General features: G+C 54.6%; 20 protein-coding genes and 1 pseudogene. 18 read left to right on the top strand and 3 right to left on the bottom strand.

Annotated elements, in window-relative coordinates:
- Window positions 1–273 (bottom strand): ESPR-type extended signal peptide-containing protein (locus HP566_RS12360; RefSeq protein ID WP_249977570.1); only part of this gene is annotated, 273 nt, incomplete at its 3' end.
- An 89-nt stretch (window positions 274–362) separates the two neighbouring features.
- Window positions 363–584 (bottom strand): annotated as a pseudogene (locus HP566_RS21875) (POTRA domain-containing protein); the annotation flags it as partial.
- A 411-nt stretch (window positions 585–995) separates the two neighbouring features.
- Between HP566_RS21875 and HP566_RS21625 the strand changes: the two are divergent.
- From HP566_RS21625 to HP566_RS12355, 3 genes are all read left to right on the top strand, one after another.
- Window positions 996–1,130, top strand: coding sequence for a hypothetical protein (locus HP566_RS21625; protein WP_284041440.1), 135 nt, complete (start codon window positions 996–998; stop codon window positions 1,128–1,130).
- A 210-nt stretch (window positions 1,131–1,340) separates the two neighbouring features.
- Window positions 1,341–1,694 carry an isocitrate lyase/phosphoenolpyruvate mutase family protein gene (locus tag HP566_RS21870; RefSeq protein WP_425348193.1) on the top strand — a complete coding sequence of 118 codons (354 nt, stop codon included), beginning with the start codon at window positions 1,341–1,343 and terminating at the stop codon, window positions 1,692–1,694.
- A 67-nt stretch (window positions 1,695–1,761) separates the two neighbouring features.
- On the top strand, window positions 1,762–2,763 hold the full coding sequence (locus HP566_RS12355) for a class I SAM-dependent methyltransferase (protein ID WP_249977569.1): 1,002 nt from the start codon (window positions 1,762–1,764) through the stop codon (window positions 2,761–2,763).
- A 161-nt stretch (window positions 2,764–2,924) separates the two neighbouring features.
- Here the strand turns inward: HP566_RS12355 and HP566_RS12350 are convergent, their stop codons facing one another.
- The gene (locus HP566_RS12350) at window positions 2,925–3,830 is read right to left on the bottom strand and encodes a LysR family transcriptional regulator (RefSeq protein WP_249977568.1); all 906 of its coding nucleotides are present in this window, start codon (window positions 3,828–3,830) and stop codon (window positions 2,925–2,927) included.
- A 171-nt stretch (window positions 3,831–4,001) separates the two neighbouring features.
- Here HP566_RS12350 and leuC point away from each other — a divergent pair, with 171 nt between their 5' ends.
- From leuC to HP566_RS12275, 15 genes are all read left to right on the top strand, one after another.
- Complete coding sequence (gene leuC / locus HP566_RS12345; protein WP_249977567.1) at window positions 4,002–5,453, top strand: 3-isopropylmalate dehydratase large subunit; 1,452 nt, start codon at window positions 4,002–4,004, stop codon at window positions 5,451–5,453.
- 3 nt (window positions 5,454–5,456) lie between these two features.
- The gene (gene leuD, locus HP566_RS12340; RefSeq protein ID WP_249977566.1) at window positions 5,457–6,104 is read left to right on the top strand and encodes a 3-isopropylmalate dehydratase small subunit; all 648 of its coding nucleotides are present in this window, start codon (window positions 5,457–5,459) and stop codon (window positions 6,102–6,104) included.
- Between the two features lie 30 nt (window positions 6,105–6,134).
- The gene (gene leuB / locus HP566_RS12335) at window positions 6,135–7,220 is read left to right on the top strand and encodes a 3-isopropylmalate dehydrogenase (protein WP_249977565.1); all 1,086 of its coding nucleotides are present in this window, start codon (window positions 6,135–6,137) and stop codon (window positions 7,218–7,220) included.
- Window positions 7,221–7,346: 126 nt separating this feature from the next.
- A complete protein-coding gene (gene asd, locus HP566_RS12330) occupies window positions 7,347–8,459 on the top strand; it encodes an aspartate-semialdehyde dehydrogenase (RefSeq protein ID WP_249977564.1) in 1,113 nt (370 codons plus the stop codon).
- Window positions 8,460–8,677: 218 nt separating this feature from the next.
- Complete coding sequence (locus HP566_RS12325) at window positions 8,678–10,462, top strand: type IV pilus assembly protein FimV (protein WP_249977563.1); 1,785 nt, start codon at window positions 8,678–8,680, stop codon at window positions 10,460–10,462.
- Between the two features lie 28 nt (window positions 10,463–10,490).
- The gene (truA, locus tag HP566_RS12320) at window positions 10,491–11,426 is read left to right on the top strand and encodes a tRNA pseudouridine(38-40) synthase TruA (protein ID WP_249977562.1); all 936 of its coding nucleotides are present in this window, start codon (window positions 10,491–10,493) and stop codon (window positions 11,424–11,426) included.
- Window positions 11,423–12,055, top strand: a complete 633-nt coding sequence (locus HP566_RS12315; protein WP_249977561.1) for a phosphoribosylanthranilate isomerase — start codon at window positions 11,423–11,425, stop codon at window positions 12,053–12,055. The genes truA and HP566_RS12315 overlap by 4 nt, the downstream gene beginning before the upstream one ends.
- Before the next feature lie 91 nt (window positions 12,056–12,146).
- Entirely contained in the window at window positions 12,147–13,400 is a 1,254-nt protein-coding gene (gene trpB / locus HP566_RS12310) for a tryptophan synthase subunit beta (RefSeq protein ID WP_425348192.1), read from the top strand.
- 8 nt (window positions 13,401–13,408) lie between these two features.
- Window positions 13,409–14,212, top strand: coding sequence for a tryptophan synthase subunit alpha (trpA, locus tag HP566_RS12305; protein WP_249977560.1), 804 nt, complete (start codon window positions 13,409–13,411; stop codon window positions 14,210–14,212).
- A gap of 92 nt (window positions 14,213–14,304) precedes the next feature.
- On the top strand, window positions 14,305–15,318 hold the full coding sequence (gene accD, locus HP566_RS12300; protein WP_249977559.1) for an acetyl-CoA carboxylase, carboxyltransferase subunit beta: 1,014 nt from the start codon (window positions 14,305–14,307) through the stop codon (window positions 15,316–15,318).
- Window positions 15,311–16,618, top strand: a complete 1,308-nt coding sequence (gene folC / locus HP566_RS12295; RefSeq protein ID WP_249977558.1) for a bifunctional tetrahydrofolate synthase/dihydrofolate synthase — start codon at window positions 15,311–15,313, stop codon at window positions 16,616–16,618. Before accD ends, folC begins: the two co-directional genes overlap by 8 nt.
- A 42-nt stretch (window positions 16,619–16,660) precedes the next feature.
- The gene (locus HP566_RS12290) at window positions 16,661–17,344 is read left to right on the top strand and encodes an SPOR domain-containing protein (RefSeq protein WP_249977557.1); all 684 of its coding nucleotides are present in this window, start codon (window positions 16,661–16,663) and stop codon (window positions 17,342–17,344) included.
- Between the two features lie 3 nt (window positions 17,345–17,347).
- The gene (locus tag HP566_RS12285; protein ID WP_249977556.1) at window positions 17,348–17,932 is read left to right on the top strand and encodes a CvpA family protein; all 585 of its coding nucleotides are present in this window, start codon (window positions 17,348–17,350) and stop codon (window positions 17,930–17,932) included.
- A gap of 116 nt (window positions 17,933–18,048) precedes the next feature.
- Window positions 18,049–19,572: an amidophosphoribosyltransferase gene (gene purF, locus HP566_RS12280; RefSeq protein ID WP_249977555.1), complete on the top strand. Its 1,524-nt coding sequence runs from the start codon at window positions 18,049–18,051 to the stop codon at window positions 19,570–19,572.
- Window positions 19,573–19,608: 36 nt separating this feature from the next.
- Complete coding sequence (locus tag HP566_RS12275; protein WP_249977554.1) at window positions 19,609–20,808, top strand: O-succinylhomoserine sulfhydrylase; 1,200 nt, start codon at window positions 19,609–19,611, stop codon at window positions 20,806–20,808.
- Window positions 20,809–20,845 lie beyond the last annotated feature (37 nt).

Below are 20,845 nucleotides of genomic sequence, written 5' to 3'. Positions count from 1 at the left end.
GATTGCAGCGTTTTGACTGGATTGGTCGATGGTGAGCGTATGGTTGTGTTGGCTTAAGGCAGCATCACCCGCGACGACCGTACCGCCACTGGGTAGCTCGGCATACGCATTGGGAGTGATGAGTAGGATCCCTGCGGCTGCTACCGCAGAAGGTACCGTGCCCATGGTTAAACGGCAAAGACAGCCTCGTGCTCTGGACGCAGTCCCTCGCTCGGAAATGGCTTGCCAGACACCCTTACGATGGTTCCAGGCGGTGCGGTAACAACGATTCATGATCACGGCTCCCAGGTGGCTCCCGTGGTTCATCATCGCTGCTTGCGTGAGGAACGGGGATAACGGTAATGGAAATACTGATGAATGCTTCATCCATGCGTACGGTATTTAAGCAAGTGATGTCGTCTACCGCTATCCCTGTAATTAGGTATATTGAGATAAATGCCTGAAGGCTGCGCAGGAATAAGAGCTTGTGCAAAAGGGTAGCCGTTATCGCGGTAATACTGACTGATTCGATTTGCAATTGACGGTATGCCTGCTAAATCCTGCGGGCTGCTTATCTGGTCTTGAACGAGTTGGAGAAGCTCGTTCGTGGTGAAGCGACTGTACCTTCAAGATGAACAGCGTTCAGACTGAACCTACTGGAGCACTACGCGCGTGATGAAGCCGAAACGGAAGCCGATCTGGACCGGGAGATTCGTCGGGTCAAAATGATTCTTTCGCTAGATGCCGCCATGAACAAAGTGGATCGTTTCCTAAAGACGCACCGCCCAAGGATGAGGCGGGGGAAGCGAATCAAGGAAGGGAGGGGCGGGATCTGCCGCTTTGTAGGAGCGACATGGTCCCCTGACTGGCGTTATATGTGCACTTCAATGGCTGAATGCCGATAGTAATATTATCCAGCCAGATGACTGGCAGGGTGAATAAATTGAGACAACAGGCGGTAGAGGTGGCTCAAAATAGGTTTTTCTACAGCCTCGTTATAAGCCAGGGGGGAGGCTGTGCAGCTAGTCTTGTTCGACATAGACGGAACGGTGGTCGAGTCGTACGATTTCGATACCAAATGCTTTCAAGTGGCTGCCAAGGATGTATTGGGTGTGACCATTGGCCTGACTGGGGCCGCTATCATCATGTGACCGATTCGGGGATTCTCACTGAGGTGGTTGAAGAGTTGGGGCTTCAAAATGACAGCGCGCGAATCACAGAGGGAGTTAAAGAAAGGTTCGTGCGTCGAATAGTGGATTACATCTCGTGTCACGATGTGTCCCCGATACATTGGCTTATAATCAGGCCAAGCACAGCGACAGCTTTTTCGTTGCGGCTTCGCCTCCACTACAAAGCTGCGAGTGTTGGCGGCGCTGGGTTTCACCAAGCGTGAGCATCATCACCATGAACCAAATCCAGCGTGGCCTTCGCTTTCAGCAGTTGCACACAGCCAACGGCATCTTTCTCATGCCTACGCTTGGGACGCTGGTAGTGCTCTGATGCTTGCCTCTCTCGGCTTCCCAGCCATAGCAACAACGAGCGCTGGTGTGTCCTTCTCTCGCGGATTTCCTGATCAAGAAGCCGCAGTATGCAGGGAGACGATGCTCGACCGCGTCGGTTCCATTGCTGCGGCGACCCAGCACCGCTCGTGCAGCAGCCCTAGCGAGAGAGTCCCATGGAACATAGGTGTTGAGAACTCACGCGTTGGCGTCTAACCATCAGTTGCAGCGGGTCGTTCGTTACGCAGCCTGCTGCTGAACCGGAGCGTTAAAGAGGTCAAACATGACTGAACCCAAGCAAGAGACTGTCTCACGGTGTGGCCCTTTTGCTGCGATCATCTTCTATATCATTTGCATTCTCTTATTTCCGGCGATGGTGATTGGCTATGTATTCTGGGTTGGTAAGCTCTATGCCAAACGCAACACGGGGGTATCGGGAACAGCCCAGGGGCCGCTATCGGCACGTTGGTTTCAACACCGGCTTGGTGTCCGGTACGACGAGCCCGCGCACCGGTTGCTTATGGTGCTGCCAGGTATTTCACCGTTCGCAGTGTGGCTCCTGTTTGGCTCTCTGCAACTTGCTCATCGCCTGAGCGGCTATGTGCCGCCAATCTTTCGATACCCTTTTGAAGGCGACGTGACGTTTAGCAATCAAGTCTCCGCTCGCCAGACGTTTTATGATGGGGTTGCGGATAAGTACCTGGCTGACATGCCCCAGTTCGTCATTTTAGGCGCGGGCTTCGATACCCGCGCCTATCGATTGCCCAGGCAATGGCGTGGACGATCCTTCGAAGTGGATACGCCGGAAACCATCGCGATCAAGCAAAAGGCTTTGAAAGTTGCCGAAGTGGATTCGGCGGGCGTGACCTTCGTTGCTGCAAACTTCGAAAAAGAAGACTGGTTCAACTGTCTCGTGGAGGCGGGTTTTGATGCTGACAAACCCACCCTCTTTTTGTGGGAAGGTGTAACCCCCTATCTGGACCGGATAGCCGTTGAAGACACACTACGCAAGATTGCTGGCTGTGCACGGGGCAGCGTTGTTGCTTTCGACTATTTCACAACCGAGGTGCTCGAATCGCAATCGTTGCATCTGCGTTTGGTGAGGGCGTCGCTCCAGGCGGGTGGAGAACCGCTGAAGTTCGGTATTGATAGCACTCCGCCAACAAGCGAGCGTCTGGTTGAATTACTGCAGTCATGCGGTCTCACCCTCCGCGAGCAGCACCTCCTTGGGAAAGAGACAGCAGGGAAACGTGCTTTGGGAGGCTACGCAATTGCCGTTGTATGAACTGAGCGTCAGCTGCCAAGCCCCATGACGATATTGGCAGTTGCTCAGTGTGCCTAACCAGTTTGGCGATCTAACACCTATGGGTCTTCTGCCTGTCAATAGGCGGCAATGTTTATATTGGCCGTGCGAGTGGCCAGGACCAAGTCCCTGAGCCAGTGGTGCTAATCTGGGGGAAGGTCAGTGACACGGGTGCTTTCCAACTCTTCGATCATCTTTTTGGCAGCATTGGAGAGGGTCCGGTTGGTGTGAACCAGGTAGCCCAGGGGGCGGTAAATGGGAGCCGTATCAACGCCGATTTCCACAAGCTCGCTATCGATCATCTTTTCCGGCAGCAGGCTCCAGCCTAATCCAACGCCGCACATCATTTTGAGTGTTTCCAGGTAGTTGGTGGACATACTGACGGGCAGCGTAAGGCCCGCTTCCTCAAAGCGCTGCCCGATGAGCGTGCGGGTGAAAGTCTTGGCGCCCGGCAGTACGCAGTTGAACTCACATAGGGTGGCCAGGCTAAGTGGAGCTTCGCTCTGGCGAGTGCGTTGGGCCAGAGGGTGGTCGGCAGCGCATACAAAACAGAGTCGGTCGCGCCATAGCTCAACAACGTTCAGTTGCTCAACCGGGTGGGGGGCGAGTGTCACAATTGCCATTTCAAGTGAGCCATCACGAACGCCCTGGTAGGCTAGCTCGGAATCTATAAAGTGGAGGTCCAGTGCTACTTCCGGGTGGCGCTGGGTATACTGTTTTAATAGAGGGGGTAGCCGGTGCAGGCCGATGTGGTGGCTAGTGGCAAGGGTCAGTTTTCCTCCCACCTGACCGGAAAGGTTTGCCAGTGCCCGACGGCTATCTTCTACGTTAAATAGAATGCGTTGTGCTTTGGGTAATAGCACATTGCCCGCTTCAGTAAGCGCAATGCGCCGCCCAATACGGTCAAATAGTCGTGTGTCTAGCAGGCTTTCCAGCGTGGCGATCCGCTTACTCACGGCAGGCTGGGTAAGATGTAACTGCTCCGCCGCTCTGGAAAAACTCTGGGTTTCCGCTACGGCCAGAAATGCCTGAAGGCTTTGAGTGTCCACGCTGATTGCTTCCTCTGTGTAACTGTTCCTCTATTCCAATTTGGAATCTAAAGTATGAATAACATGAATTGCTTTTATGTGCGAGTCGGGCAACACTCGCTATACCGGTAATAAAAGCAGCACGCAGAGGCTGCCATAACGAACTAGCAGGGCACTGCCCAGGAGAGCCATATGTCAGATCAAACCCTTTACGACAAACTCTGGAATCAGCATTTGGTGAAACAGCGTGATGATGGTACCGCGCTGATTTACATCGACCGCCAGTTGCTCCACGAAGTGACTTCGCCCCAGGCGTTTGAAGGCCTGCGTTTGGCTAACCGCAAGCCATGGCGCCTGGATGCCAATCTGGCAACGCCTGACCACAACGTGCCTACTACAGTAAAAGAGCGCGCTGAGGGCAATAGCGGTATTAAAGATCCTGTGTCGTTAATTCAGGTGCAAACGCTGGACGATAACTGTCTGGCGTTTGGTATCGAAGAGTTCAAGATCAACGATCCGCGCCAGGGGATTGTGCACGTAGTGGGGCCAGAGCAGGGCGCTACCTTGCCGGGCATGACCGTTGTGTGTGGCGACTCCCACACGGCCACCCACGGTGCTTTTGCGGCCTTGGCCCATGGTATTGGTACCTCTGAGGTGGAGCACGTACTGGCAACCCAGTGTTTGCTGGCCCAGAAAATGAAGAATATGCAGGTGCGCGTGGAAGGTCAGTTGGGCCTGGGTGTTACCGCGAAGGATGTGGTGCTGGCGATTATCGGCAAAATCGGTACTGCTGGCGGTACGGGCTATGCCATTGAGTTCGCCGGTAGCGCTATCGAGTCGCTCTCTATGGAAGGGCGTATGACGGTATGCAACATGGCGATTGAGGCCGGTGCCCGGGTTGGGTTGATTGCGGTGGATGACACCACCATTAATTACCTTGCTGAACGCCCCTTTGCACCTACTGCGGAGCAGTGGGAAGCCGCCGTAGCAGACTGGCGCCAGTTGGTGTCTGACCCGGGTGCTCACTTCGATAAGGTCGTTGTGCTCCAGGCTGAGGACATTGAGCCGCAGGTTAGCTGGGGCACCAGCCCTGAAATGGTGGCAGGTATTTCAGGCCAGGTGCCTGATCCAAAAGCGGCCCAGGATGAAACCGTGCAGCGTAGCCACACCCGTGCATTGGAGTATATGGGGTTGCAGGCGAACCAGAGAATCACCGATATCAAACTAGATAAAGTCTTCATTGGCTCCTGCACCAATTCCCGCATTGAAGATTTACGTGAGGCCGCTAAGGTGGCTAAAGGTAATAAGGTTGCTGAGAGCATTAAACTTGCCATGGTGGTACCCGGCTCCGGCCTGGTGAAACGGCAGGCGGAAGCGGAAGGCCTGGATAAGATTTTTATTGAGGCAGGTTTTGAGTGGCGCGAACCTGGGTGCTCTATGTGCTTGGCCATGAATGCGGATAAGTTGGGGGCTGGTGAACATTGTGCCTCCACCTCTAATCGCAACTTTGAAGGTCGCCAGGGTTACGGCGGGCGTACCCATTTGGTTAGCCCTGCCATGGCCGCAGCTGCGGCGATTGCCGGCCATTTTGTTGATGTGCGTACTTTACCCGCTAACGATGCCAGCCATGCCCAGGAGGCCTAAGCCATGAAAAAGTTTGAACGTTTTGAAGGCGTAGTGGCGCCTCTGGACCGTGCTAACGTCGATACCGACCTGATTATTCCAAAGCAGTTTTTGAAGTCGATTAAACGCACCGGTTTTGGTGTTAACTTATTCGATGAACTGCGTTATTTAGATGAAGGCCAGCCGGGGCAGGACTGTTCTCAGCGACCATTAAACCCTGATTTTGTGTTGAATCAGGCCCGCTACCAGGGTGCTGAAGTGCTGCTGGCCCGCCGTAACTTTGGCTGCGGCAGTTCGCGGGAGCATGCCCCCTGGGCACTGGAGGATTTTGGCTTCAAAGTGGTCATTGCACCCAGCTTTGCCGATATCTTTTATAACAATGCGTTCAAGAACGGCATTCTGCTGGTGACGTTGGCAGAAGAGGAAGTTGACCGGCTGTTTGCTGAAGTCGAGGCCAATGAAGGGTATCAACTGGATGTGGATTTGGAACATCAGCGGGTGGTTACCCCGAGCGGTGAAATTCTGGAGTTCGAGGTGGATGCTTTCCGTAAACACTGCCTGCTGAACGGCCTGGATGATATTGGCATTACCCTGCAGGATGAAGATGCCATCCGTAGCTTTGAAGAGAAGCATCGCCAGCAGCGCCCATGGCTGTTCCGCCAGCCTGCGTAAGTATTCAATTATAAGTGCTAAGGATTGAGCATGACTCATAAGGTTTTACTGCTGCCCGGTGATGGTATCGGCCCGGAAATTGCGGCCCAGGCGGCGCGTTTGTTAAAAGCCTGCCAAGATGCGGGTTTGGATATTGCAGTTGAAGAGGGATTGGTGGGCGGCTCCGCCTATGATGTACACGGTGAGCCGCTGCCAGCGGAAACGCTGGAAAAAGCCAAAGCAGCCAGTGCGATTCTGCTGGGGGCCGTAGGAGGCCCCAAGTGGGACAAAATCGAAGACCTTTCCAAGCGCCCTGAGAAAGGGCTGTTGGGCCTGCGTAAAAACCTGGGGCTATTTGGCAACCTGCGCCCGGCGATGCTCTATCCGCAACTGGCCAGCGCGTCCAGCCTGAAACCGGAGCTGGTGGCCGGACTGGATATCATGATTGTGCGTGAGCTGACCGGCGGTATCTACTTCGGCCAGCCCCGCGGCATTGAAGAGCGTAACGGCGAGCGGGTTGGCTTTAACACCTACCTCTATTCCGAAAGTGAGATTGAGCGCATCGGGCGCGTGGCCTTTGAAATGGCCCAAAAGCGCAGTAAGAAGTTGTGCTCGGTAGATAAGGCCAACGTGCTTGAGGTCACAATGCTGTGGCGTGAAGTGATGGAACGCTTAGCACCTGAATACCCGGATGTTGAGCTGTCCCATATGTACGTGGATAACGCGGCTATGCAGTTGGTGCGTGCGCCGAAACAGTTCGATGTGGTCGTTACCGGTAATATGTTCGGTGATATTCTTTCTGATGCTGCCGCCATGCTGACAGGCTCCATTGGTATGCTGCCTTCGGCCTCACTGAATGAAAGTGGTCAGGGCATGTATGAGCCTTGTCACGGAAGTGCCCCTGATATCGCCGGTCAGAACATTGCCAACCCGCTGGCCATGATGCTCTCCGTGGCCATGATGCTGCGCTATTCGTTGAACGAAACCGCAATGGCTGAGCGAGTTGAGGCAGCTGTTGGGCGAGTGTTGGATGATGGACTACGCACCGCTGACATCGCTTCTGAGGGCGTACATCGCGTCTCGACTACTGAAATGGGTGACGCGGTATTAGCGGCATTTGCAGCGCTTTCCTCTTAGTAGAAAATTGGCTAACTAACTGATGCGCAACAGCATCAACTGTCGGCCACCCTTGGGGGGGGGGGGCGACGTCGTGTCTAATATTTGTGTATAATACTGATCTCATTCTTATCTGGAGGACTTCACATGTTGAAAGTCGGTTTCGTGGGATGGCGTGGCATGGTCGGCTCCGTGCTGATGCAACGCATGCAGGAAGATGGTGATTTTAACGGCATCGAGCCGGTGTTTTTCACCACTTCCCAAGTTGGCCAGCCTGGTCCCGATATCGGCGTGGATGTACCTTCACTGAAAGATGCGTTTGCGCTGAATGAACTCAAGGCGCTCGACGTTATCATCACCTGTCAGGGCGGTGATTATACCAAGCAGGTTTACGCTGACTTGCGCAAAAATGGCTGGCAAGGCTACTGGATTGACGCTGCCAGTACGTTGCGTATGGAAGATGAAGCCACTATCGTGCTTGATCCGGTGAATCGCAAGGTCATTGATGCGCAACTGGCAAAAGGCGCGAAAACCTTTGTTGGCGGTAACTGTACTGTTAGTTTGATGCTGATGGGGCTTGGTGGTCTGTTTGAAGCGGATATGGTGGAGTGGATGACCTCCATGACCTATCAGGCGGCTTCCGGCTCGGGTGCCAAGCATATGCGTGAGTTGCTGAACCAGATGGGGCAGTTGCGTGACAGTGTCAGTAGCGAGCTTGCGGACCCATCCAGTGCGATTCTGGATATTGACCGTAAAGTAACGGCGGCCATGCGTGGCAGTGATTTCCCCACCGATAACTTCGCCGCGCCGTTGGCGGGTAGCCTGCTACCGTGGATTGATACCAAGCTGGATAGCGGCCAGAGCCGTGAAGAGTGGAAGGGCAGCGTTGAGACCAATAAGATCCTGGGGCTCGACAATAACCCGATTCCCATTGATGGCCTTTGTGTACGCATCGGTGCCATGCGCTCGCATAGCCAGGCATTCACTATCAAGCTGAAGCAGGATGTGCCGCTGGATGAGATCGAAGAGCGCATTGCCAAGCATAATGAGTGGGTCAAGCTGATTCCAAACGAGAAGGATGCCACGGTTGCTGGCCTGACGCCTGCAGCTGCCACCGGCACTCTGCAAATACCAGTAGGGCGCCTGCGCAAGCTGAAAATGGGGGGGGAGTACCTGTCCGCTTTCAGTGTAGGTGACCAGTTATTGTGGGGAGCTGCGGAACCCCTCAAACGTATGCTCAAGATTTTACGCGAACAATAAGTGGTAGCGTTCGTTACTGGTAGGGCAGGCTAATAAAAGCGGGAGGCTGTGGTCAGCCTCCCGCTTTTTATGTGCTTCTGACTGGCGTGGTATGAGCGTTGATATAGGGCAATGCGCTACTACGTTAGGCATGATAAAAATAATCAATACATGATGTTGAGTGCGCCTCATAGCCGTATTACCACATCATAAGGGAACAAAAGGCAGTAGGGGCCTTCATGAAAAATAAGCTCGTTTGGTTATCATGGCTATCGCTTAGTGCGGTTAGCCCTTTGGTTCTGGCCATTGGGTTGGGGCCGGCCACGGTTAACTCCCCGCTGGATGCGCCGCTCAGCGCAACGGTGCCTTTGCTGGATACAGACCACTACGAGCTGGAGGACCTGCATATTGAGGTGGCTGATGAGGCTGCCTTTGCAGCCCTGGGTTTAGAGTGGACATCGTTGGTTGCAAATATCAGCGCGCAGTTGCAAGAGCGCTCGGGTGGGCGTCATCTGCTACTGGGTTCTTCCCGGGCCATTACGGAACCGTGGCTTGATGTACTGTTGACCATATCTTCCCCTCAAGGGGAGTACTCCCAGGCCTTTACGTTATTGTTTGATCCGCCGGAGCGGCTCGTTGCTAATGCCCCCGTAGCCGACACATCGGCTGGCAGCACGCCGACCCCCGCTCGCCAGGATACACCAGAAGCTGGGCCTGCCCAGGCCGGTAATGTGGCTGATGTGGCAAGTGGCGATACATTGTGGGGTGTGGCCCAGCGGGTAAAGCCTTCAAGCGCAAGCGTGCAGCAGATGATGGTAGCGCTGGTTGAAGCCAACCCTGATGCCTTCCCTGCGGGCAACATTGATAGTATGCGCGCTGGGCAGACGCTGACAGTGCCTGATAGTCAGGCCGTATTGGCGCGTGCCCCCAGTGAGGCTGCGCAAATGCTACAGGCCATGCGTCAGCCAGCGTCTGGTAGTAGTGGATCAACCGCTGTTGACCCGGTATTTCCCCATGTTGAGGCCCCATTGTTCCTGGCTGACTCAAGTCATAGCGAGCAGGTAAGCAGCGACAGCAGAGCGGGAGAAGCAGAGCAGCCCGAAATGGCTCCGGACAGCGAACTGGCTGGTCTTACCTTAAATGACGTGGTCGGGCAGTTACGAGAGAGTCAGGCCATGCTGCAACAGGTGCTGGATGAGCGTGAGCAACTGCGGGCTGAACTTGCTGAGTTGCGTCAGGAGGTGGCCTCCTTGACTGAAGCGCTAAACGTTTCACAGCAAGCAGCCCAGCGGGCGGTGGAGGCGGCACAAACCCTTGCTGCGGCTGCTTCGGCAACTGGGGCGGCTGACGTACCCGGTAATGCCCGTGGTATATCCGAGCGTATGTCAGCTTATCGGTGGCCCCTTGCCAGTGTAGCGCTGGCACTTTTGTTAGGTGCATTGGTATGGTCCCGTAAACGGCGCGAGCGTCAGTGGGAAACCGTCCCCGCGACCTATCCACCACCTTCTGGCGCTGCACCAGCCTCAGCCTCAGCCCCCTCCGCTCGTGAGGTTACTCCGCCCCGTACAGAACCCGTGTTGGATGAAACGCCTCCCATTGCTCCTGACCATGCTACAACCGAAGAGGCGCAGAATAATCCCTCTGACGAGCAAGAGCCGGAACACGTAGCAGTAGGTGAGAGGGAACTGGGCAGTAAGCCAATGTCCGAGGAGGAGCCATCAGCCCCGAATAAGGCGGATGCCATTGCAACCGATGAGGAAGCCCCAGCGAAGGCTGATGAAAACGAAGAGCCGATTGAAGCCGCGCCAGAGGATGGCCAGGGTGCCTACTATATTGATTACCATCCACCTACCTTGAATAGCGAAAAATCTGGCGCTACCGAGCCGAGTCAGGTTCCAACGGTAGAGTTTGAAGGCCAGGGTGAGCGTCCTGTACAGGCAGTCAAGCGGGACCGCCGTATACCAGAAGAGGAGTGGGAGATTGAAGAGGTGGCATTCGAGCCGCAACGTCGGGATAATAGCTGACCTTTAACATCCCAGACGATGTGGCTTAATGACCTTGTTCTACCACTTTGATGAAACGCAACCGCTGTCAGGCCGCCTGGCGATGGGAGTCGAATACGATGGTTCCCGCTTTTGCGGTTTTCAGCGCTTAAAGCACGCAGCCTCTATTCAGCAGGCGGTTGAAGATGCCCTGGAAAAAGTCGCCGGAGCCCCGGTGCGTATTCATGCCAGTGGGCGTACCGACTCTGGCGTACATGCGACTCGTCAGGTGATTCACTTTGACCCGCCAGTAAAGCGTACTGAAAAAGCCTGGATTTTTGGCGCCAATACCAACCTGCCCAGAGATGTTGCGATTCGCTGGGTAAAGCCCGTTTCCGATGATTTCCACTCCCGCCTTGGTGCGCTGGCACGCCGCTATCGCTATATATTGCTCAACCAGATCAGTCGCCCGGTTTTGGAGCGCAACAATGTTACCTGGTGTCGCGACCCGCTGGATGCGGGTGCAATGCATAGAGCTGCCCAGGCGTTGGTCGGTGAACATGATTTCACCAGTTTCAGGGCGGCGGGATGCCAGTCGAAAACACCCTGGCGACAAATGCACTTTGTAGAAGTGAAACGTTACGGTCCATTGGTGGTCATTGATATTCAAGGCAATGCCTTTTTGCACCATATGATTCGTAATATTGCCGGGGCGCTGGTCAGTGTAGGGCGTGGTGTGAAAGATGAGAGTTACATCAAGCACCTGCTTGAGCTGAGAAACCGTCGTAAAGGGGATGTAACCGCCCCTGCATGTGGCCTGCACTTTGTTGACTCCATTTATGATGAGCGTTTTGCGCTCCCCCAGGAGCCACTGGGGCCTAACCTGCTCGCATTTACCGGTGAATGGACAGGTGAGAGGGTGTTGCCAGAGAGCCCACGGGTGACGGCAAGGCGTAATCTGACCTTCAAAAAGCATGTTGCACCGCAGCAGGAGGCCTCTTCTTGAGCATTAGACAGGCACGTACACGAGTGAAGTTTTGCGGTTTTACGCGTCATGAAGACGTTAAGGCCGCCGTTGCATTAGGTGTTGATGCACTGGGCTTTGTGATGTGGCCTCAAAGCGCCCGTAGCGTATCGGTTCAGCAATTGGAGGTGCTGGCTGCAGCTGTGCCGGCGTTTGTCACCCGGGTAGGGCTGTTTGTGAACCAGTCGGCTGAATTTATTGAGCAGTGCTTGCCACACTTGGACCTTATCCAGTTTCATGGTGATGAACCTGCCTCGTTTTGCCAGCAGTTTGGGCGACCCTGGATCAAGGCATTGCGTATGCGTGATGGCATTGATCTTCACCAGGCGGCAGACGAATATGGTCAGTCGCAGGCGTTATTATTGGATGCCTACCGGCCAGGAATACCTGGGGGGACAGGCGAAACCTTTGATTGGTCAAGAATTCCCGCAACGCTGGCAAAACCTGTTATCCTCGCTGGCGGACTGACAGCTGATAATGTTGCCGTAGCTGTTAAGCAGGTTGCACCCTATGCCATTGATGTTTCAGGTGGAATCGAGGCATCCCATGGCTGTAAAGATGCCGATTCAATGGCATTCTTTATTCGTCAGGTGGCGTTGGCTGAGACCTGATAACGTGCTGTGTCGTTTGTCTGAAGGCGTACTGCGTCTGTAATAAGTTCATTTTTATTTGCCTGTTCTGGCGATCTTGTGAGGTACCCCTGTGACTATCTCAGCAACTGGTGTGTCTGAAACTGTTATTAAAACAAGGTTCAGCGACCTGACCCGGATGCCGGATGCCCGTGGTCATTTTGGCCCTTATGGTGGCCGTTTTGTGTCAGAGACACTGAGCTTCGCTCTGGAAGAGTTGGAGCAGACCTACCATAGTCTGCGCGATGATCGTGAGTTCCAGGCTGAGTTTGATCGTGATCTTGCCCATTACGTAGGTCGTCCGTCGCCGTTATACCATGCTGAGCGATGGTCCAAATCACTGGGTGGTGCACAGATATGGCTTAAACGTGAAGATTTGAACCATACCGGCGCGCATAAGGTTAATAACACGATTGGCCAGGCCTTACTGGCCAAAAAAGCTGGCAAGCCACGGGTTATTGCTGAGACCGGGGCAGGCCAGCATGGTGTTGCCACGGCAACCGTTGCCGCCCGGCTGGGGCTTGAATGCGATGTCTATATGGGGGCGAAAGACGTTGAGCGTCAGAAGCTGAATGTTTACCGCATGCGCTTATTAGGCGCCAGGGTAATACCCGTGGAGTCTGGTACCCGGACGCTTAAAGATGCCATGAACGAAGCGCTACGCGATTGGGTTACCAATGTTGATACCACCTTCTATATTATCGGCACGGTAGCTGGCCCTCATCCGTATCCTCAACTGGTGCGTGACTTTAATGCTGTGGTAGGGCGTGAAGCGCGCCGTCAATCACTGGAGCAAATTGGCCGCTTGCCCGATGCGCTGGTGGCATGTGTGGGCGGTGGTTCGAATGCGATTGGCCTGTTCTACCCATTTGTGCAGGATGATGCTGTGGCGATGTACGGGGTTGAAGCCGGTGGCGATGGCGTTGATACTGGCCGCCACGCAGCCCCCCTGGCCTCTAATGCCCCTCGCGGCGTACTGCATGGTAATCGGACTTATTTAATGTCGGATGAAGCGGGCCAGGTATCTGATACCCACTCGATCTCTGCTGGCCTGGACTATCCGGGGGTTGGTCCCGAGCATGCGCTCTGGAAAGATGTTGGCCGGGTTAGCTATGTGACCGCCAACGATAAAGAGGTGTTGGAAGCTTTCCGTGAGTTGACCCGGATGGAAGGTATTATGCCAGCCCTTGAGTCTGCCCATGCGCTTGCGCACGCGAAAGTGTTAGCGCCAACAATGCGGCCTGACCAGCACATCGTGGTCAATCTTTCCGGTCGTGGTGACAAAGACATCATGACAGTGGCTAAAATTGATGGCACTGAGTTTTAAGGGCAAGCATGAATCGCATCGACCAGCGTTTTTCTGAGCTAAAACAGCAGGGCCGGAAGGCTTTGATTCCCTACATCACGGCAGGTGACCCCGCGCCACAGTACACCGTTGGCTTTATGCATGCCCTGGTAGAGGCGGGGGCAGATGTCATTGAGTTGGGCGTACCATTTTCCGACCCCATGGCGGATGGCCCCGTGATTCAAAAAGCCTGTGAGCGGGCTCTGAAACAAGGCACCCGGCTAGTGGACCTGCTCGATATGGTGGCTGAGTTTCGCCAATCCGACACCACCACGCCTGTCGTGCTGATGGGCTATTTGAATCCTATTGAGCGGATCGGTTATGAGATCTTTGCTGATAAAGCGGCAAAGGTCGGTGTTGATGGTGTTCTGGTGGTGGATATGCCGCCAGAAGAGGCAGAAGAGTTAGGTCCGCTATTAAAAGCGCGTGGCTTAGCGGCAATTTTCCTCGTTGCACCTACCACTTCCAGCGTTCGAGCCGCTACAATATGCGCCCATGGTGAGGGGTACCTTTATTATGTTTCGCTTAAAGGCGTGACAGGTGCCGCGACACTGAACGCTGAGGATGTGGCTGAACATTTGGCACCGTTGCGTGAAATGACCGATCTGCCCCTGTGTGTAGGCTTCGGTATTCGCGATGGCGTCACGGCGGCGGAGGTGGCTAAAGTGGCCGACGGCGTCATCGTGGGTAGCGCACTCGTCAGCCGCATTGCTGAAAGCGTTGATACGCCTGAAACCATTGCTGGCCAGCTAAAAAGCGTATTGGCTGAAATGCGCACAGCAATGGATGCCTAGAGCATGTCCCCCATCGTCTACACTGAATTGATTGACGACACTCATCAAGCTTGGCTCTGCCAGGCATTGACGTATACGGAAGCCTTTTTGATATGAGCTGGTTAGACAAGATCGTGCCCTCAATGGGGCGTATCCAGCGTAAAGATCGTCGCGCTAGCGTGCCCGACGGTCTCTGGCGTAAATGTCCCAAGTGTGAAGCGGTTCTCTATTTGCCGGAGTTGGAGAAGCATCATAGCGTCTGCCCTAAGTGTAACCACCACTTGCGCTTGACTGCGCGCAAACGCCTGGACTGGTTCCTGGATAAACAGGGGCGCGAAGAGGTAGCGGCTGATATTGAGCCCCATGACCGCCTCAAATTCCGCGACTCTAAAAAGTATAAGGACCGCCTGACGGCTGCGCAGAAAGATACTGGCGAGAAGGATGCGCTAGTGGCGATGCGTGGTGAGTTGGATGGCCTGCCTGTGGTTGCTGTTGCATTTGAGTTTACCTTTATGGGTGGCTCCATGGGGGCCGTGGTGGGTGAGAAGTTTGTTCGCGCTGCCACCATTGCGCTTGAAGAGCGTATCCCGCTGGTATGTTTCGCCGCCTCTGGTGGTGCGCGTATGCAGGAAGCGCTGTTCTCGCTAATGCAGATGGCGAAAACCTCCGCTGCTTTGGAAAAGCTCAAACAGGCCGGTGTACCTTACATTTCCGTGCTGACTGACCCGGTATTTGGTGGTGTGTCTGCATCACTGGCGATGCTGGGTGATCTGAATATCGCTGAACCCAATGCATTGATTGGCTTTGCGGGACCGCGGGTTATCGAGCAAACCGTCCGCGAAACGCTGCCCGAAGGTTTCCAGCGCAGTGAGTTTCTGCTGGAGCACGGCACGGTGGATATGATCGTTCATCGCCATGAAATGCGCACCCGAGTGGGGGGGGTACTGCGCAAGCTAACCCACCACAGCGCAATGCCGGTTGACGATAGCATCCTTGAAGGCGCTGAGGTTGCCGAGCCTTTAGTGGATGAGGAACTGGTTGCTGATTCGGCGGAAGGTGTTACCCCCACCGATATAAACAGTGAGGCCAGCACAGCCAAGAGCGACGACTCGACACGCAATGCCTAAGTCTTTAGCCGATTGGCTACACTATCTTGAAACCCTGCACCCCGTAGGGATTGACATGGGGCTTGAGCGGGTGTCCCAGGTGGCAAAGCGGATGGGGCTGCTGGATCGCCCCATTGCCAAGCATGTGATTACGGTTGCAGGCACGAATGGCAAGGGGTCTACCCTTGCCATGATGGATGCCGTTGCCCGTGCGCACGGCCTGCGAGCAGGTACCTACACATCCCCCCATTTATTGCGATATAACGAGCGTGTCACGATCAACGGCCAGGAGGCCAGTGACCAGCAGCTCATATCAGGCTTTAGTGAAGTGGAAGTGGCCCGGCTTCAGATGCCTGAAATAAGCCTGACATATTTTGAGGCAGGTACGCTCTGTGCGCTCTGGTGTCTGGCGCAGGCCGATCTGGATGTGGCGCTGCTTGAAGTGGGGCTGGGTGGGCGTTTGGATGCGGTCAATATTATTGATGCCGACGTCAGCGTTGTTACCACGATTGCTTTGGATCATGCCAATTATCTCACCAGCGATATCGAGCAGATTGGCCGTGAAAAAGCGGGGATTTTCCGTCCGCTGAAACCTGCGGTGCTGGGAAGCCAGTCGTTGCCCATGAGCGTTCCAGAGACGGCGATTGCAATGGCCGCTACGGTTTATCGGCTCGGGATCGGCTTTAGTCATAGCGCTTCTATTGACCACTCAGGCAGTGCTGAAGTGCAAGATGGAGTGGGAGGAGCATGGTGCTGGCATGGTCTGACGGTGGAGGGCGATACTATTTCACTGGATGCTCTTCCCGATCCGGGGCTGCCGATTGATAATGCTGCCACGGCGTTGCAAGCGCTGACGCTGACAGGGGTCAAATTAAAGCCTGGGGCATGCTGCGATGCACTTCATCATGTCACGCTTCCTGGGCGGATGCAGTGGGTAGGGCAGTGGTGTCTGGATGTGGGGCATAACCCTCATGCGGCTGAGTATGTGGCAAGGCACCTGCCATTGCCACCTGATGGCGGTCGTCAATGGGCATTCATTGGTATGCTTAATGATAAAGACGCTGATGGGGTGATTGATGCCCTGCTGCCAAAGATTACCGATTGGGTATGTGTCACGCTGGAGGGAGAACGCGGTCGGTCAGCAGCCGAACTGGCAGAACGTATTACCGCCCGTGGTGGCCGGGTTCATTATTGTGCAGACACCCCTGAAGCTGGCATATCTGCCATGGCTGAGCGACTAATGCCCAATGACCGTGTGCTGGCCACCGGGTCGTTTTTTACAGTTGCGGCGCTCTTGGCAAACCCACTGCCGCAAGCCTAACAGGCCTGATCTTTGTGCTCACCAGGGCTGATGGAGAAGGATATGAAATACGGTAAAACGGAACGCATCAGTGGTATTGTGATCTTGCTCGCGCTACTGGCGATCTTTGTGCCGTGGCTAATGAGTGATCCTGCTCCCCGGGAAGAGCGCCCACAGCCCACCTTTGTTATTGAGCAGCCTGTGCAGGTGGATCGCCAGAACGTACCGGCACCGGAAATGCCGTTAACGATTAATACGCCTCCGCCATCAGAGCCGCTTCAAGGTGACGGTGTGATCAGTACGCCGATTGATGCGAATCCCCGCCAGCCGGACACTGATCAGGTTGCATCCTCTGGTGAAGCCGCTCCGGCACCCCAAGAGCCGGTGGAGGAGAGTACGCCAGTGACTGATGATCCCATCGCTGAAATTGTTGCTGCCAACACCCGTGGCAATACCTCCTCTGGCTCTGGCTCGTCTAACGCTGGTGCTAGTTCAACTGCTCCCACTGCCAGCCAGCAAGGGGAATGGGCCATACAGGTGGGAAGCTTTGGCGATGTAGCCAATGCCCAGCGTTTGAGTGAGCAACTTACCGGCGAAGGATTTAGCACCTACCAGCGCGAACGGGATAACAATCTGACCACTGTCTATGTTGGCCCTTATGCGACCTCGGAAGATGGTGAGGCCGCCATGGCACTGATTAAACAGCGTGCCAATGTGCAGGGCTTGCTAGTGAGAGTAAGAGATTAAACCATGGCGCTTACCTGGATAGACGCGCTTTTCCTGGCGGTACTCGCACTTTCGATGCTTGCTGGCTTTGTGCGTGGGTTGGTTAGAGAAGCACTAGGGCTTGCTGCCTGGGTGGTGGCATTAATGGTTGCCCGAGTGCTCGCTGAGCCGGTGGCGGATTTAATGAGCGGCTTTATTGAAAACTTCGATGCCCGCTTGGTATTGGCGTTCATTCTGGTGATTTTTGCCGTTATTTTGCTGTGTGGCATTGTTATTCGTTTGGTGCACGCGGCGGTTGAGTGGGTCGGCATGGGGTTGTTAAACCGCTTCGCTGGCGCGGCCTTTGGGGTTGCGCGTGGCGCGGTGATTTTGTTAGTGGCTACTGTGCTGATTACATTAACTCCCCTGGCAGAGTTGCAAGCCTGGCAGCAGGCGGCACTGCGACCCACCTTTATTGAGCTTAGGGACTGGACGGTCAGTCAACTTGACCAGTGGGAGCGGGAGCTACCCCAGGCGCCGGAGTCGCTACGCGATATTTCGCTTCCGGATATTCGCGCCAGACAAGAGCCTGTCCCACAACATTTACGTATTACCCCTGATGGTGAGTAGTACGCAATACGCTTTTGCAAATGCTTGCGCTGCCTCAAGCAGCTTAGGCTTATATAAGTTGGATGAACGTACGGGCTTGCCTCGGTAAGCCATGGCACTAAAGCGAGGTAACTGGAATGTGCGGTATTGTGGGCCTTCTGGCCAAGCAGGCGGTAAATCAGGGAATCTATGATGCCCTGACCGTACTTCAGCATCGGGGTCAGGACGCTGCCGGCATGATGACCTGGAGCGAGGGACGCTTCTTACTGCGCAAGAGTAATGGGCTGGTTCGTGATGTATTTCATACCCGCCATATGGCTCGCTTAAAAGGTAACCTGGGCATCGGCCACGTACGTTATCCTACAGCAGGCTCTTCAAGTGAAGCAGAGTCTCAGCCGTTTTATGTCAACTCTCCTTACGGTATTGCGCTTGCACACAACGGTAACCTGACGAACTCCGAGCAGTTGAAGCAGGAGCTATTCTCGACCGATCTTCGTCATATCAACACCAGCTCAGATTCGGAAGTGCTGCTTAACGTGTTTGCCCATGAATTAGGCAAGCAGGGGCTGCACCTGGAAGCAGAAGATATTTTTGATGCGGTGCGTAGAGTCCACCGACGCTGCAAAGGCGGCTACGCGGCGGTCGCGATCATCAACGGCTTTGGTATGGTGGCATTCCGTGACCCCTTTGGTATTCGCCCGGTGGTGTTCGGTACGCGCCAGGATGCCGATGGGCAAGAGGTCATGATTGCCTCTGAATCTGTCGCGCTGGATGTGGGTGGCTTTGAACTGGAGCGTGACCTGGCGCCCGGTGAGGCGATTTTTGTTGATATGCAGGGGCAGGTGCATACACAGGTGTGCGCAGACCGACCACAATTGCGTTCGTGCATTTTTGAACACGTGTATCTGGCTCGCCCGGATTCGATTCTGGATGGCGCCTACGTTTATGGAACACGTATGCAAATGGGGCGCAAACTGGGTGATCGCATTCTTAATGAGTGGCCCGATCACGATATCGATGTGGTAATCCCCATTCCAGATACCTCGCGTACTTCGGCACTGGAAATGGCTCAACATCTTGGCGTGACCTACCGTGAAGGGTTTATGAAAAACCGTTACATCGGTCGCACCTTTATCATGCCGGGGCAAACCCAGCGTAAAAAATCAGTGCGTCAAAAGTTGAACGCCATTGATGTGGAGTTCAAAGGTAAAAACGTTTTGCTGGTGGATGACTCCATTGTTCGCGGTACCACCTGTAAACAAATTATTCAGATGGCCCGGGATGCCGGGGCACGTAAGGTTTACTTTGCCTCCGCGGCGCCGCCGGTACGCTACCCCAATGTATATGGTATCGATATGCCTGCCGCCACCGAGCTTATTGCCCATGGCCGCACCGAAGATGAAGTGGGGCAATTGATCGGTGCAGATCGAATCTTCTATCAGGACCTGGAAGACCTGAAAAATGCCTGCCGGGAAGTTAACCCGGAAATGGAAGCGTTTGACTGCTCCGTTTTTGATGGCAACTACGTCACCGGTGACATCGATGACGCCTACCTGGCTGTTTTGGAGGCAAGTCGCAACGATGCGGCGAAAGACCAAAGTGCCGGTGATCATGCGCTGGTAGATATGCATAATCAAGATGATGACGATCTTGACGACTAGCCATGACATTGATGTTTTTGAATAAGGTATTCTGCCATGCATGATGATAGCCCACAGGATGAGTGGTCGTTAGAAACACTGGCAATTCGTGCAGGTCACCATCGCACGTTTGAACAAGAGCACTCTGAGCCTATCTTTCCAACCTCAAGTTTTGTTTATGAAAGCGCTGCTGAGGCCGCACGCAAGTTCGGTGGGCAAGAGCCGGGTAATGTGTATTCGCGGTTCACTAACCCGACGGTTCATACCTTTGAGCGCCGCTTGGCAGCGCTTGAGGGAGGAGAGCGTTGTGTAGCCACCAGCTCAGGTATGGCGGCTATTTTATCAACGGCGTTGGCACTGCTGTCTGCGGGTGATGAAATTGTGGCCTCACGCTCGCTGTTTGGCTCGACGGTCAGCCTGTTCGATAAGTACCTTGGTAAATTTGGTATTACCACCCGCTACGTTGAATTATCGAATTTAGACGCCTGGGAAGCCTCGGTAACACCCAATACCCGGCTGCTTTTTGCTGAAACACCGTCTAATCCTCTCTCTGAAGTGGCAGATATCCCTGCGTTGGCAGCCCTGGCAAAGCGCAGTGGTGCACTACTGGCCATCGATAACTGCTTTTTGACCCCTGCGCTTCAGCAGCCCATTGCTTTGGGGGCTGATTTGGTTATTCACTCAGCCACTAAGTATTTGGATGGACAGGGGCGAGCGATTGGTGGTGCAGTGGTTGGCAGGCACGACGTATTGGAAGAGGTTTTCGGTGTGGTGCGTACGTGCGGCCCTTGTCTTAGCCCTTTCAATGCGTGGATTTTTACCAAAGGATTAGAGACCCTTTCGCTGCGCATGAAGGCGCACTGCGAGAATGCACTTACGCTGGCACGCTGGCTTGATCAACACCCCGCAGTCAATAAGGTGTATTACAGCGGTCTTGAATCTCATCCTCAGCACTCTCTGGCAAAACGCCAACAGCAAGGTTTTGGTGCGGTGCTCGGGTTTGAAGTGAAAAGCGGGCAGGAGGGGGCCTGGAGGGTTATTGATGCAACACAGATGCTTTCCATAACGGGTAATTTAGGTGACGTAAAGACAACTATCACCCACCCGGCCACGACGACCCATGGCAGACTGTCCGAGGAGCAGAAAGAGGCCGCAGGAATTGCTCCAGGGTTAATACGCGTGGCAGTAGGCCTGGAGAGTCAGGCGGATATTCAGCGGGACCTCGCCCGCGGCCTGGATGCCCTGGCCACTCGTTGACCTCGCACTGCAATGCCTTGCTTGACCGGTCATCGTT

Source organism: Vreelandella olivaria (genome assembly GCF_023507745.1).
Classification (GTDB): domain Bacteria; phylum Pseudomonadota; class Gammaproteobacteria; order Pseudomonadales; family Halomonadaceae; genus Vreelandella; species Vreelandella olivaria_A.
This window is presented reverse-complemented; position numbering and strand designations above follow the sequence as displayed.

What these genes read in the sequence shown, in the direction of transcription:
- HP566_RS12355 (WP_249977569.1), top strand. Translation starts at nt 1,762, where the DNA reads ATGACTGAACCCAAGCAAGAGACTGTCTCACGGTGTGGCCCTTTTGCT.
- leuC (WP_249977567.1), top strand. Translation starts at nt 4,002, where the DNA reads ATGTCAGATCAAACCCTTTACGACAAACTCTGGAATCAGCATTTGGTG.
- leuD (WP_249977566.1), top strand. Translation starts at nt 5,457, where the DNA reads ATGAAAAAGTTTGAACGTTTTGAAGGCGTAGTGGCGCCTCTGGACCGT.
- leuB (WP_249977565.1), top strand. Translation starts at nt 6,135, where the DNA reads ATGACTCATAAGGTTTTACTGCTGCCCGGTGATGGTATCGGCCCGGAA.
- asd (WP_249977564.1), top strand. Translation starts at nt 7,347, where the DNA reads ATGTTGAAAGTCGGTTTCGTGGGATGGCGTGGCATGGTCGGCTCCGTG.
- HP566_RS12325 (WP_249977563.1), top strand. Translation starts at nt 8,678, where the DNA reads ATGAAAAATAAGCTCGTTTGGTTATCATGGCTATCGCTTAGTGCGGTT.
- truA (WP_249977562.1), top strand. Translation starts at nt 10,491, where the DNA reads ATGACCTTGTTCTACCACTTTGATGAAACGCAACCGCTGTCAGGCCGC.
- trpA (WP_249977560.1), top strand. Translation starts at nt 13,409, where the DNA reads ATGAATCGCATCGACCAGCGTTTTTCTGAGCTAAAACAGCAGGGCCGG.
- accD (WP_249977559.1), top strand. Translation starts at nt 14,305, where the DNA reads ATGAGCTGGTTAGACAAGATCGTGCCCTCAATGGGGCGTATCCAGCGT.
- folC (WP_249977558.1), top strand. Translation starts at nt 15,311, where the DNA reads ATGCCTAAGTCTTTAGCCGATTGGCTACACTATCTTGAAACCCTGCAC.
- HP566_RS12290 (WP_249977557.1), top strand. Translation starts at nt 16,661, where the DNA reads ATGAAATACGGTAAAACGGAACGCATCAGTGGTATTGTGATCTTGCTC.
- HP566_RS12285 (WP_249977556.1), top strand. Translation starts at nt 17,348, where the DNA reads ATGGCGCTTACCTGGATAGACGCGCTTTTCCTGGCGGTACTCGCACTT.
- purF (WP_249977555.1), top strand. Translation starts at nt 18,049, where the DNA reads ATGTGCGGTATTGTGGGCCTTCTGGCCAAGCAGGCGGTAAATCAGGGA.
- HP566_RS12275 (WP_249977554.1), top strand. Translation starts at nt 19,609, where the DNA reads ATGCATGATGATAGCCCACAGGATGAGTGGTCGTTAGAAACACTGGCA.